This window comes from Robertmurraya korlensis NBRC 107688 (genome assembly GCF_001591645.1).
Lineage (GTDB): Bacteria > Bacillota > Bacilli > Bacillales > Cytobacillaceae > Robertmurraya_A.
In genome coordinates, this window is sequence record NZ_BCVH01000027.1 from 37,907 (window position 1) to 50,885 (window position 12,979).

General features: G+C 36.5%; 14 protein-coding genes. 7 read left to right on the top strand and 7 right to left on the bottom strand.

The window, feature by feature from the left end; all coding sequences use genetic code 11:
- Window positions 1-79 precede the first annotated feature (79 nt).
- A complete protein-coding gene (locus BKO01S_RS21430) occupies window positions 80-991 on the bottom strand; it encodes an RluA family pseudouridine synthase (protein WP_066059421.1) in 912 nt (303 codons plus the stop codon).
- A 127-nt stretch (window positions 992-1,118) separates the two neighbouring features.
- Between BKO01S_RS21430 and BKO01S_RS21435 the strand changes: the two genes are divergently transcribed.
- Window positions 1,119-1,511 (top strand): DUF5365 family protein, encoded by a 393-nt coding sequence (locus tag BKO01S_RS21435; protein ID WP_066059424.1) that lies wholly within the window; start codon window positions 1,119-1,121, stop codon window positions 1,509-1,511.
- A 36-nt stretch (window positions 1,512-1,547) separates the two neighbouring features.
- Here BKO01S_RS21435 and BKO01S_RS21440 read toward each other — a convergent pair whose 3' ends face one another.
- The 3 genes from BKO01S_RS21440 to BKO01S_RS21450 all read right to left on the bottom strand — a co-directional run bounded on the left by BKO01S_RS21440 (window position 1,548) and on the right by BKO01S_RS21450 (window position 3,130).
- Complete coding sequence (locus tag BKO01S_RS21440) at window positions 1,548-2,018, bottom strand: thioredoxin family protein (protein WP_066059427.1); 471 nt, start codon at window positions 2,016-2,018, stop codon at window positions 1,548-1,550.
- A 4-nt stretch (window positions 2,019-2,022) separates the two neighbouring features.
- Window positions 2,023-2,454, bottom strand: coding sequence for a disulfide oxidoreductase (locus BKO01S_RS21445; RefSeq protein WP_066059430.1), 432 nt, complete (start codon window positions 2,452-2,454; stop codon window positions 2,023-2,025).
- 73 nt (window positions 2,455-2,527) lie between these two features.
- Window positions 2,528-3,130, bottom strand: a complete 603-nt coding sequence (locus BKO01S_RS21450; protein ID WP_066059433.1) for a TetR/AcrR family transcriptional regulator — start codon at window positions 3,128-3,130, stop codon at window positions 2,528-2,530.
- A 207-nt stretch (window positions 3,131-3,337) separates the two neighbouring features.
- On the opposite strand from BKO01S_RS21450, the gene BKO01S_RS21455 reads away from it, so the two are divergent.
- Window positions 3,338-5,071, top strand: a complete 1,734-nt coding sequence (locus BKO01S_RS21455; protein WP_066059436.1) for a phospho-sugar mutase — start codon at window positions 3,338-3,340, stop codon at window positions 5,069-5,071.
- A 51-nt stretch (window positions 5,072-5,122) separates the two neighbouring features.
- Here BKO01S_RS21455 and BKO01S_RS21460 read toward each other — a convergent pair whose 3' ends face one another.
- Window positions 5,123-5,380: a YhdB family protein gene (locus tag BKO01S_RS21460; RefSeq protein WP_066059439.1), complete on the bottom strand. Its 258-nt coding sequence runs from the start codon at window positions 5,378-5,380 to the stop codon at window positions 5,123-5,125.
- A gap of 170 nt (window positions 5,381-5,550) precedes the next feature.
- Between BKO01S_RS21460 and BKO01S_RS21465 the strand changes: the two genes are divergently transcribed.
- From BKO01S_RS21465 to BKO01S_RS21475, 3 genes are all read left to right on the top strand, one after another.
- Window positions 5,551-6,537: a M14 family zinc carboxypeptidase gene (locus tag BKO01S_RS21465; RefSeq protein ID WP_066059442.1), complete on the top strand. Its 987-nt coding sequence runs from the start codon at window positions 5,551-5,553 to the stop codon at window positions 6,535-6,537.
- A gap of 24 nt (window positions 6,538-6,561) precedes the next feature.
- Window positions 6,562-6,879 (top strand): DUF3889 domain-containing protein, encoded by a 318-nt coding sequence (locus BKO01S_RS21470; protein WP_066059446.1) that lies wholly within the window; start codon window positions 6,562-6,564, stop codon window positions 6,877-6,879.
- A 113-nt stretch (window positions 6,880-6,992) separates the two neighbouring features.
- A complete protein-coding gene (locus tag BKO01S_RS21475; protein ID WP_066059449.1) occupies window positions 6,993-8,405 on the top strand; it encodes a SpoVR family protein in 1,413 nt (470 codons plus the stop codon).
- Between the two features lie 42 nt (window positions 8,406-8,447).
- Here BKO01S_RS21475 and BKO01S_RS21480 read toward each other — a convergent pair whose 3' ends face one another.
- On the bottom strand, window positions 8,448-10,082 hold the full coding sequence (locus BKO01S_RS21480; RefSeq protein WP_066059452.1) for an alkaline phosphatase: 1,635 nt from the start codon (window positions 10,080-10,082) through the stop codon (window positions 8,448-8,450).
- A gap of 152 nt (window positions 10,083-10,234) precedes the next feature.
- Window positions 10,235-11,020, bottom strand: coding sequence for a C39 family peptidase (locus BKO01S_RS21485; RefSeq protein WP_066059455.1), 786 nt, complete (start codon window positions 11,018-11,020; stop codon window positions 10,235-10,237).
- Window positions 11,021-11,261: 241 nt separating this feature from the next.
- Between BKO01S_RS21485 and BKO01S_RS21490 the strand changes: the two genes are divergently transcribed.
- Both BKO01S_RS21490 and BKO01S_RS21495 read left to right on the top strand, forming a co-directional pair.
- On the top strand, window positions 11,262-11,624 hold the full coding sequence (locus tag BKO01S_RS21490; RefSeq protein ID WP_066059459.1) for a Na-translocating system protein MpsC family protein: 363 nt from the start codon (window positions 11,262-11,264) through the stop codon (window positions 11,622-11,624).
- Window positions 11,625-11,970: 346 nt separating this feature from the next.
- A complete protein-coding gene (locus tag BKO01S_RS21495) occupies window positions 11,971-12,747 on the top strand; it encodes a TerC family protein (protein ID WP_066059462.1) in 777 nt (258 codons plus the stop codon).
- Window positions 12,748-12,979 lie beyond the last annotated feature (232 nt).

The following is a 12,979-nucleotide window of genomic DNA, read 5'->3' on the forward strand; positions in this document are numbered from 1 at the left end:
TACAAAGAAAATATCGGCGTGGTTGCCGTTTATATAAAGGGAGCGTCTACCGAATTGGTAGGCGCTTCTATGATATAGATCAAATATTTATATCTGGAAATATGGAAGGCGAATCAGTAAACGGTGCTTTACATAAAATTTTCTCTTCAGTAAAGGGGTGAGTAAACTCAACTTTATAGGCATGAAGTGCTTGTCTTGAGAGCTTAACACTGCTCCCATAAAGGATATCACCAATCAGAGGGTGACCAATAGAACTTAAATGTACTCGGATTTGATGGGTTCTTCCTGTATCTAGTTGACAGCTTATCAAACTTGTATCCTTTTTTGCCTCATATACGTGTACATTATAATGTGTAACTGCTGTTTGACCAGTAGGGGACACTCTTCTTCTAGTTGGATGATGCCGATCTCTCCCAATAGGGTCTGAAATGGTACCTGAGCTATTCTTCAATTTTCCTTCTACTAGTGCCATGTATGTTCTTTTTATCTTTCTCTCCTCCAGGAGTCTATCTAAAATAGCTCCGGCCATTCGATGCTTGGCAAAAATAACAGCTCCTGTTGTATCCCTGTCAAGACGATGTATATGCTTAATGTAATAAAGTTCTCCTTTTGATTGTAGATGAAAGGCTACACCATTTAAAAGACTATGGTCGTCTTCCTCTGAGTTCGGATGAGTATCGATACCAGCTGGTTTATTAGCAATCAGAAGGTGGTCATCTTCATATAATATGGCAATATCTAAATAGGTAGGTTGTACTGTAGAGACCTCAGGCTTAAAGAATGGAATAGATAAGGTATCTCCCAAATGGAGAGGAGAAGTCCAGTTTGCTTCCTGTCCGTTAACTAATACACTTTTATCCATTCTCAGTTCATGGACAAGCTTTTTTGGTGCTTTCCAATGATCTTTAAATAAACTTTCTATTGTGCGTGTCTCCCATTGCTTTGGGATATCGATTGTGAACTGTTGTCCAATTTTTTTTGTTTTTAACATGGTATTCTCCGTTCTCATGCCTGAATTGTTCGTGGTGATAATTACCACCATAGAGACAGGTTTTTTTATGGTATTCTTAATCTATATTTTACATTAGAACTTAAGGATATTTAAAGGTGGGTTATAAGTGAAGATTGTTTTTGCGTCGACACCAGACCAGGAAGAGAAAATAAATGAGCTTGTTAAAAGGTTTTATCGAGATATTTTCCCTATGTATTTCTCTGATAAAGACATAAAGAAGTTTGAGAATCAAAATGTACTTAATAATGAAACTGCGCAGCTTGACGGTACTTTAAAGGAAGCATATCATGTGATAGCTTCACTTCAAACATTGGTATCAATACTAGAATCAAGCATCCTATTGTATGATCACCAAGCTCTATTTGAAAAAAATGTAGAAACGCTACATGAGTATGGATTTATCTTCCCATTTTCTTATGATCAATTTATCCATGCAAGAGAAAACAAGACTAGCTTTTTTAGCACATACACACAAGCTGCAAATCAATTATTAGTATAAAAGCCGACTACAAAAGTAGTCGGCCTTTTTCAAAACTTATTTTGTATTTTTGTTAAACCAGCTCTCAAATTCGGGCTCTTCATGGTAGCCTACGATTCTTGCTACTTCTTTTCCATCCTTATATTGGACAATTGTAGGTGTTTCTTGAATACCGTAATCATCCCAGCCCTGTTCAAACTCGAGAAGATTGTATTGGACAAGATTAATATCCATCTCTTCTGCTAAAGGAGCAACTACTGGGGTTGTTCGTTGACAGTGTGAACAAGTAGGACTGTAAAAATACACGGTCAAATCATCACCATTATCTAACTGAGTTTGAAGATCTTCCGGAAGTATTAGGTTTTGATAATTGGGATCCTCTAATTGATTAATTGTTTCAGGATGAAGAGTATCTTTGTTGTAAATATTTTCTTCACTGACCTTTTCTTCATTTTGCATTTTTGTTACAAAAGCTAATGCGCCAAACAAGGCAGCAATAATACCAATAAAAATCACAACTTTTTTCATAAAATTATTTTTCCTCCTTCGTTTGCTTCCAAATTAGAAAGCTGCAAACAAATACGATGATAAATGCGATGAGAGCAAGAAAAGGGATGGTAATAAATCCTAGCCAATTAATGTATTGACCCGTACATGGGATTCTTCCACAAGCTGGTGCAGCATCAGCTAAAAAGGAAAGTTTCTGTAATCCGAAATGATAAAGGGAAATCATCCCACCAATTACAGACAGAATCATTGTATAAAAGGCGATACCATAATCCTTTTTAACAGTCGCAATACCTAATAACACAACAAATGGGTACATGAGGATTCGCTGATACCAGCATAATTCGCAGGGCTCGTACTGACGTATCTCTGAAAAATATAAACTGCCAAACATTGCTATTAGTGCTGCAGCAAAAGCAAGGAAGAGCAGGTTCTCACGCTTGTCACTTTTTTTCATACACTATTCTCCTTAAACGTATTGACCGTGAATTTATTATAAATACATAGATGATAAATGTATATGAATCTACTCACAATTCTTCTTTTTTTCCTACTATTCCATAAAAGAAGAAAGTAATGATTTCCTTAATAAATTGATCCTTGTTTGAGTTAGATTGGAAGATTTCCGAATGCTTTTGAATAGAGTCTGTCATTGCTTGGAGGATAAAAAGAATCGTATTCATTGAGAGACTGGATGAGATATCACCGCTTTTTCGTCCATTTTCAATAAAAGTAACAATGAGAGGCATAGATTTCTCGTTTGCGAATTGTTGAAATAAATTCGCAATCTGGCTATTCTCCGAAATAACTGCTTCAATAAATTCAGGGCTTAATTCATTTGTGGATGAAAGCTTTAATTCAACCAATTTGAGTAGTTTGTCTTGAAACGAAAGCTCGCTATAAATTAATTGTTCAAACATGTCAGTTTGTCTTTCAAGATATTCCTTTAGTACGTCATAGACGAGCTCGTCCTTGCTTCCAAAATAATTATATATCGTTACTTGAGAAACATTCGCTCTTTTAGCAATTTCATGAATGTTTACTTTTTGAATTCCGTACTTAGTGAATAAAGAAAAAGCAGCCTGGCGAATTTGTTCCATCTTTTGAAGCCTTCTTCGTTCAAACCCGTTCATATCTTCACCTCTAACCAATTTTAAAAAAAAATATGAAATAATACAAATGTAATATTAAAAAACTTGGAGATATGTGGATTTTTTATCAAAAACATATATAATGAAAATGGTTTCTTAAGTTGTCATAAAAACTAACGATTAAAAAGAGGGAAATGAACGCTTTGGCTTGAATAATAGAATTAGAAAACACTTTCAGGAGGATACGATATGAGCTGGAAAGATAAAGTACATACTTGGAATCAATTTGATAAGCTCCCAGAAGAATTAAAGGGGCAACTAGAAAAACTAACCGATGTGGAATTAGAGGATGCTTTTTATAAAAACTTAGAGTTTGGTACAGGTGGAATGCGTGGAGAGATAGGTGTTGGTACAAATCGTATGAATATCTTCACGGTTAGAAAGGCATCTGCTGGACTCGCTACATATATAGAAGAATTTGGTCAGGAAGCAAAGGACAGAGGTGTAGTTATTGCATACGACTCACGCCATAAATCAAGTGAATTTGCTATGGAAGCAGCCAAAACACTAGCAACAAAAGGGATTCAGGCGTATGTATTTGATGAGCTTCGTCCCACTCCAGAACTATCGTTTGCTGTTAGGCACTTAAATGCTTTTTCAGGGATTGTCATTACTGCAAGCCATAACCCACCTGAATATAATGGCTATAAGGTATATGGTCCCGATGGTGGACAGCTTCCTTTAGAAGGAGCAGATAAGGTAATTGAAAAGGTAGATGCGATTTCAAATGAGCTGACCATTGAGGTACGTGATGAACAGGAGTTAAAAGAGCAAGGTTTAATTAAAATGATTGGTGCAGAAGTGGACCAAGCGTATTTAGAGAAGCTTGTAACGATATCTGAGAATCCGACATTAGCTAAAGAAACTGATCTACAAGTTGTTTTTACACCCCTACATGGGACAGCTAATAAGCCGGTGCGTTCTGGGTTAAAAGCATTTGGATATGAAAATGTAACGATTGTTAAGGAACAGGAGTTGCCTGATCCACAGTTCTCTACTGTGAAAAGTCCAAACCCTGAAGAGCATGCTGCGTTTGAACTGGCAATTGAAGCAGGAAAAAAAGTAAATGCTGATTTATTGATTGCAACGGACCCTGATGCAGACCGTCTTGGAATTGCTGTTAAGAATGATTCAGGGGAGTATGAAATCCTTACGGGTAACCAAACCGGAGCCTTACTACTCCACTACTTACTTGAAAATAAAAAGTCAAAAGGAACATTACAAGAAAATGCAGTGGTTTTAAAGACCATTGTTACGTCTGAATTAGGTGCAAGTATTGCTGCTTCTTATGGTGTTCCAACTATAGATGTGTTAACAGGTTTTAAGTTTATTGCCGAAAAGATTAACGAGTATGATTCAACAAACGAACATAGCTTTTTATTTGGGTATGAAGAGAGCTATGGCTATTTGATTGGTGACTTTGCTAGAGATAAGGATGCCATTCAGGCTTCCCTTTTAGCAACTGAAGTATGCGCGTATTTTAAAAAGCAAGGAAAGTCTCTTTATGAGGCATTATTAATGATTTTTGATAAGTATGGATATTACCAAGAAGGTTTGCGCTCATTGACTTTAAAAGGAAAATCTGGTGCAGAAACGATTAATAAAACGCTCGAATCCTTCCGTGCTGAGCCACTTGAAGAGCTTATAGGTTTAAAAGTAGTAAAAACTGAGGATTACTTAACAAGTACAAGATATGAGCGTGGAGTCGAGGAAACAATTGATCTTCCTACTTCTAACGTATTAAAGTACTTCTTCGAAGATGGATCATGGGTATGTCTTCGTCCATCGGGTACTGAGCCAAAAATCAAATTTTATTTTGGAGTAAAAGGATCCAGTTTAACGGAAAGCAAAGAAAAGTTAAAGTCAATTGAAGATGCATTTATGCAAGCTGTAGAAAATAGAATGAATACACTTTCTAAATAATGTAAAAAACACGGTCTAATATGACCGTGTTTTTTTGGTGGAATTCTGTATTTACCCCATGGTTATCGCTGTATCAAGCAAGCCGTCGTTTGCTTCAACAAGATCATTTGCATGGTCAATGTAACGTAGTAAAGAATATAAATGTTTCTCAATAACGGAGTAGTCTTTTTCGAAATTGTAAGCGTGAAGGAAATGTTCAATTTTTTTGGCTAAAAATTGGTCCTTCGTTCGTACCATCAGTATTAATAAGTTGTCCCATTCAGAGCGATGTGTATAGTACAAGGCTCGATCGTAATCAACATGATTCATTTCTCTCTCCTCCTCTTAAGGAGTTGAGTATAGTGTATGATTTTCTGATAAAAACACTCTCAGAAAAACTTGTCACTGTTGATATATCTGAGTTTTCATGTTTTTCCTGTATAGGTTGATCTCATTTAAGACACATTAAAGATGGAAATTTTATATTAGGAATTGATGAAATGAAGACATTGATTTTTCTTGTTTGCTTTATTCTATATTGTCCAACTGCTTTTGCTAATGTTGTCAATCCAGCACAAACCTACACATATAAACAAATGGAGTTAGACATTCAACAATTGCAGGAATTATACGACGAAGAAATAGAAGTAAAAATAATTGGCCAATCTCATTTTGGACAGCATATTCCCGCAATAAAGGTTGGAGATGGAAAAGAAAATATTTTACTAATTGGAAGTCATCATGGGAGAGAATGGATGACAAGTTCGCTGTTAATGGCCATGATTGAAACTTATGTGAGTGCCTACTCCAAAGGTTCAAAGGTGGGTCCCTTCGAAACAGGTATGCTTAAAGATGTATCCATTTGGTTTGTACCAATGCTTAATCCGGATGGAGTAGAGATTCAACAGCAAAATATCCCGCTCTTCTTTGCCGACCAAATATTTGTTATGAACGAAGGGAAGGGTGATTTTTCTCGTTGGAAGGCCAACGGTGTGGGAGTTGATTTAAATCGTCAATATCCAGCCGGTTGGAACTCTTTAGGGGGACCAAGGGCGCCTAGTTTTCAGTTTTATAAAGGCCGTAGCCCCTTAAGTGCAATGGAAGTTCAAGCAATTACTTCATTTGTTGATAGTATCCAACCATCAATTGCTGTTGCTTATCACTCAACTGGCCAAGAGATTTATTGGAATTATCATAATGGGAAGAATAAACAAAGAGATTATTCTATTGCAAGTGAGATTGCTGAATTAACAGGCTATCAGGTAGCAAAACCTCCCAAAAAGGCAACAGGGGGTGGATTTACAGACTGGTTTATTACCAAGTATCACAGGCCGGCATTAACGATTGAAGTATGTCCCCCAATGATTAACAGTGCTCCACCACTATCTGCCTTCCCGGAAGTTTGGAAAAGGAATCAATACGTAGGATTGAAGTTAGTGGAAAAGGTTAAGAATTTACATAAAAGTAAAGAGGAATTGAAAAAATAAAATGACATGTAAGGAGGTATTCGTTTGAAAAAAATACTTGTCCCCATATTCACTCTAGTATTAATAGTCACTTCTTTTGCAGCTGGCCATGCAGAGCAGCCGGGCTTGGATTATAAAAAGTTTGGAAGAATTGCAACAGCTGTTGTTATTGAAGATTATCCTGGACAGAAGGTAGTGGAATATAAGTACGAGGGAAGAGAGAAACTAGCTGAAAATAAGGTGTTGGATTCATTCCGATTCCAAGTAATGGTAAATGGCAAGGGACAGTTTGTGACTGTCAAAATTACGCATGACAATAGTGCAGGGAAAGAACTAACGATTACACTAGAAGAAGAGAAATAAAGGTAAAAGCAGGGCTCTTAAAAATTAGGGTTCTGCTTTTTTGCATTCTATAGTACATCATTCTCTCTCTCGGTTCATACATTGTGATAAGAGCAAAAAGGGGGAGAAAGCTAATGCGTGAACAAGAACAGAAGGATTTACAGTATGCCATTGAAGAGATAACGGAGATAGCGGTTGGCTTTGGACTCGATTTTTATCCAATGCGTTATGAAATTTGTCCGTCTGAAATTATTTATACATTTGGAGCATATGGCATGCCAACAAGATTTTCCCATTGGAGCTTTGGCAAGCAGTTTCATAAAATGAAGCTTCACTATGATCTTGGATTGTCAAAAATTTATGAACTTGTTATTAACTCTGACCCTTGTTATGCATTCTTATTGGATTCCAATTCCCTTATTCAAAACAAGCTAATTGTTGCCCATGTTCTAGCCCACTGTGACTTTTTTAAAAATAATGTTCGATTCCAAAATACAAAAAGAGATATGGTAGAAAGTATGGCTGCAACAGCAGAGAGAATTCGGCAATACGAAGTTAAATATGGAAAACACGAAGTTGAAACATTTCTTGATGCGGTACTTGCGATTGAAGAACATATTGACCCTTCATTAATGAGACCAAAGCTTGCTTGGAGTATGAAGGATGTTGAATATGAAGAGGAAGTTGTCGCGATAAGTCCTTATGATGACTTATGGGATTTGGATGAAAAGGATAGAAAGAAGCCTGAACCTTTACGAAGAAAGAAGAAATTCCCTCCACAGCCTGAGAAGGATCTATTATTATTTATTGAAAGTTACAGCCGTGAATTATCAGACTGGCAACGTGATATTTTGACAATGATGCGCGAAGAAATGCTATATTTCTGGCCACAGCTGGAAACAAAGATTATGAACGAAGGGTGGGCATCGTTTTGGCACCAAAGAATCCTCCGTGAGATGGATTTAACGAGTGGGGAAGCATTAGAGTTTGCGAAACTAAATGCAGGTGTTGTCCAGCCATCCAGAACAGGAATAAACCCATATTACCTTGGGCTGAAGATATTTGAGGATATCGAGGATCGATACAATAATCCAACCGAGGAAATGAAGCGTCGAGGAGTCCAACCTGGGTCGGGTCGCGAGAAGATGTTTGAAGTGCGTGAAATTGAATCGGATATTTCCTTTCTCCGTAATTATTTAACAAAAGATCTCGTTATGCGTGAGGATATGTATTTGTTCCAAAAGCAAGGAAAGGATTATAAGGTTGTTGATAAAGCATGGGAAAATGTTCGAGATCAGCTAGTAAGTATGAGAGTGAATGGTGGATTTCCTTACTTAATGGTAACAGATGGAGATTACATGAAAAACGGTGAGCTTTATATTAAGCATGGGTATGAAGGGATTGAACTTGATATAAAATATTTGGAAAAGGTTATGCCATATATCCATCAGCTTTGGGGAAGAAGTATTCATATGGAAACGGTTATTGAAGGGAAAAATATGCTTTATACGTACGATGGGAAAAGTATTCATAGAAAGTATTTATAGAGAGGAATAACCCCATTCAGGATTTGAATGGGGTTATACTATTTATTCCCCTTTTTTTACCAGTTCAACCGCTTCTTTTGATACATAGAATGTTCCATTCGATTGAACAGTTACACTTCTTACATTCTTTGTTTCGCCATTAATAACAACAATGTCTTTATTAACTGGTAATTCAGCAACTGTTTTTCCTTTTTTCACAACAAGAATAGGGTTTTCTTTGTTTGTCGAATCTACGCTTATAGTAGCTCCAATTGTTTTAAAAGCAGATTCTGCATTAACAAATAATTGGTTATCTAGTTTCTTTAAGTCAAATCCCATAGCGCTAGCTACTGAATGTGCAATGTCTGTATTTTCAATAAAACCAACAGGCTTTCCAGGTCCGTAAGAATACATAAACAAATCCTCACCTGTATGGCCACCAGTTGTAAAACCGATGTTCGCACGAGTAGCAAGAAGTTGAACAAGTGTCTTTCTTAAATCAGTTGAACCCACAATAGCTGCTTTTTCTTCCTCTGAAGGATTTACAATTCCATATAGAGCAGCTACTTCTAACGCATTTGATTTATTTGCGTTTAACTGACTTAATGCACCTTCAAGTGTCATTTTTGCTGGCTTTAGTGGATCAATGAATTCTGAAACAGGCATAGATGGGTAAGTACCACTTGTACTTTGGTTTCCGATTGAAATACCACTGTTTCCATGATCTGACACGGCAATAACCATTGTGTTTTTATCTTTTTTTGCAAACTCAAGAGCTTCTTTTACAGCAGCGTCAAATGCAAGAGTATCGCTAATCATACCAATCGCGTCGTTTGCATGTGCAGCCCAGTCAGGTTTACTTCCTTCAACAAATAAGAAGAATCCATCTTTATCTTTAGAAAGAGTTTCTATCCCTTTCTTTGTCATTTCAGCCAAGGTAGGTTCTTCCGGTTTAGTAGTGGAACGATCCATGTCGTAGGCCATAGCAGAAGGAGCGAATGATCCCCATAATTTATTCGATTTAGAATTTAATAATTCCTCTCGAGTATCTACAAAGTCATAACCTTTGCTAACAATTGTATCAAGTAAGTTTTCTCCGTCCTTACGGCTCTCAGGAAGTAGAGACTTTTTTCCTCCACCTAAAACAACATCCATGTCTTGATATACTTGTTGTTCGGCAATATTGTCATAATCGCTTCTATGTCCTGCGTGTGATGAGAAGGCTGCAGGAGTTGCGTGTTGAATTTCTGAAGTAGAAATGATTCCTGTTGCTTTTCCGCTAATTTTTGCCCCTTCTAAAACGTTAGCAACTGGCTTATAAGGCGTATCTGCTAGAGACGGATCAACCCCAGGGTTTGTAACCGTTGATGGTAAGACTCCGACGTATTTATCGTTTGACTTATTTCCAGTTGCAAGGGCTGTTCCAGCAGGCGCTGAATCAGTAATAGCAGATTCAGCGGAATATGTACGAACGCCACCTGTTAGTATTTCATCCATAGCAAGTGGTTCCCCTTTGTACCATCTAGCAAGGGTTGTTGTAGAAGAGCTTACCCCATCCATTACTAGGACAATAACATTCTTTGCTTTTTCAGGGTCTTTTTTTGCTTCAACCTTGTCATTACCAGCTGTTAATCCTAATGAACCTAGTGCAAGACTGCTTGCTAAAGTAATCCCCATTACTTTCTTGTTTACCTTCATTCCTTCTCCTCCATTCGTTTAACTCTACTTTTGTAAGTATACAGACGGAGTTTTAATAGAATGTTAATAAAATGTAAATCTATTATATAAATGTAAAAAAACAGGAATAGGAATGCGGACTATAAAAAAACCTTAATATGAATGTATTAAGATTATAAAACAACAATTGCTTGGCTACCCATTTGTTGCCATGCTTGAATGAATGATTCTCGATCAAGCTTTTGATTTTTTTCTCCATAAGGGTTATTGATATAGATAGTATCGGTATCAAAGCCTGTGATGACAACACTATGCATTTTATAAGTGATTTCAACCTCGCCCTGCGGTGTTTGCCACGTTTCAAATTCGTCAATTGGAGCGAAGGTGGAGGTGGTAATGATCCAAACAGGATGACCTTCAGCGACTTGTTTTAATAAATCATCAAATGATTGATTTGTTAAGTCAATTACATGGTCCGAGTAATTTGTTGCAAGGTCATATATAGGGCCGTGGTATACTCCTAGTCCAGGTCCGTCTTCCATATTCCCAACAAACCCATTATTAGGATTTCCGTACTCACCACTATTATATCGGAGTGGTGTACGTACAATTTCTTCAGCTAATTGATTCTTAGTTACCTCAAGACCATTATATTGTAAAATCATTGCTAAGCTTGTTACTTCACAACCATTGTATAATCTAGGACTATCCATTTGGTTTAATAATGGTACATCAAGAATAGTCTCAGTTATTTTTTGTCCATCTTCAGTAATCTCTTCTTCAATTACAGGACTGGTGGAAGAAATTTCTTCCGTGTATAAATTGGTAGTGGTAGTTTGAATGGCCAAAGTAGTTCCTTCATCGTTAGGGGTAATTTGAGCCAGTTCATCGTTAGATAGAAACAATGCTATAGCAAACAAGGTGCTGGATAAGAGGATTGCCGGGATCTTATAGTTCATGAAAACCTTCCTTCTTCATATATTAATAGATTTCATAATCATAAATTCAAAGTATGAACAAATTATTAAGACACTGGGAAGAATTGACGACGGTTTAAGGAAGAATTATAGAAAAAGGATGCTTGACAGGGGGTTTTTAAAGAGATAAAATGATTGAAATTTAGATACTAGAGAGTGAGAAAAGGTATATTTTTTCTGCTATATAGTAGGGAGTATACCTTTTTTAAGTAAGAGGTGAATGATGAAGAAAACAAAGGGTTCTATGGAGGCGGAAATTAGTAAAGCTATTACTCAATGGGAGAAGGACTACTTAGGCAGAGGATCAATATCAGTAAAGGCAGATATTCTAAGGGATATGATCATTGTAACTTTAAAAGGAATTTTAACTCCAGCTGAGTATTCGGTATGTGAAACAAAAGATGGGATGTTATCCATTAAACGTACACGTGCTGATTTAGTTGAGTCTGGAACAAGTGACTTAAAACTACTAATTACCCATATTACTGGCCAAATGGTGCTGAATTTTCATACTGATATAAGTACTCGTACAGGAGAAAGAGTAATGATTTTCCGTTTACAAGGTGATCTTGAAAAGGAGTTTTAATTAATTTATTATTATTTTTCCATTGACGATTTTTCAAAAGCATCATATGATAATCTTAAGAATTTAATAAGATATTCCTTAAAGGGGAGTAGCTTTTACAACAAAGTCGTCATTTCAGAGGCACCTTGCTCTCGGCTTTGTTGGCAACAATACCTGTTGTTAGCAAGACCTTTACCTATCATGGTAAAGGTCTTTTTTGCGTCTCAAACCTTTACCAAAATATAGTATTTGGGAAGGGGGAGAGTGTAAGAATCAGTAAATGAATGCATGAGATTTAATCGTTATAGATATGGAATGTCAAAAGAGTACTTGGTGGAGAGTTCTCAATTGAAAGGGGAAACGAAAATTGGATCTTAGTTTATTATTAGAATATGGTTGGGTATTATTAGTTCTTATTGCATTAGAGGGATTACTTGCGGCAGATAATGCCCTTGTATTAGCTATTATGGTAAAGCATTTACCTGAAGAAGAAAGAAAAAGGGCACTATTTTATGGTTTAGCAGGTGCTTTTATTTTTAGATTTGCTTCCTTATTTGTTATTTCTTTCTTAGTGGATGTATGGCAAGTTCAGGCAATAGGTGCGATCTACCTATTATTTATCGCCATAAATCATATTGCTAGGAAACTTTTTAAGAAGAAACTTGAAGAGAAAATAAATGAAAAAGAAAAGCAAGAAAAGAAATCGGGTTTCTGGACAACAGTGATCAAAGTTGAGTTAGCTGACATAGCTTTTGCAGTAGATTCAATTTTAGCGGCAGTTGCTTTAGCCGTAGCTTTACCAGATACCCCACTTCCTCCTATCGGTGGTTTAGATGGAGGTAAGTTCTTAGTTATCTTTGCTGGAGGTTTAATTGGGTTAATTATCATGCGTTTTGCAGCAAACTTCTTTGTAACACTTCTGGCCAAGCGCCCGGGTTTAGAAATCGCTGCATTTGCTATTGTAGGTTGGGTAGGGGTAAAACTGGCAGTATACACATTATCACACCCAGCATTATCCGTACTTCCTAATACATTTGCAAAGTCACCTGAATGGAAAATTACTTTCTATATAGTATTAGTTCTGATTGCATTAGCTGGTTGGTTTCTCTCAAAGGAAGTGAAGGAAGTAGAAAACGCAGCATAACGAAAAAAAGTGTTCATTAGAATTATCTAATGAACACTTTTTTTCGACAAAAAATGATAAAAATCTATTGACGATAAAAAACACTGATGGTATTATAAGAATCTGCTTACGAAACAACACACATTTAAATGCCTCAATAAAAAAATATAAAAAAGTGTTGACGAGATAAGCAGAAAATGTTATTCTAATATAGTTGCTTCCGAGCGACGATGTAATGAATGATAACAATTTG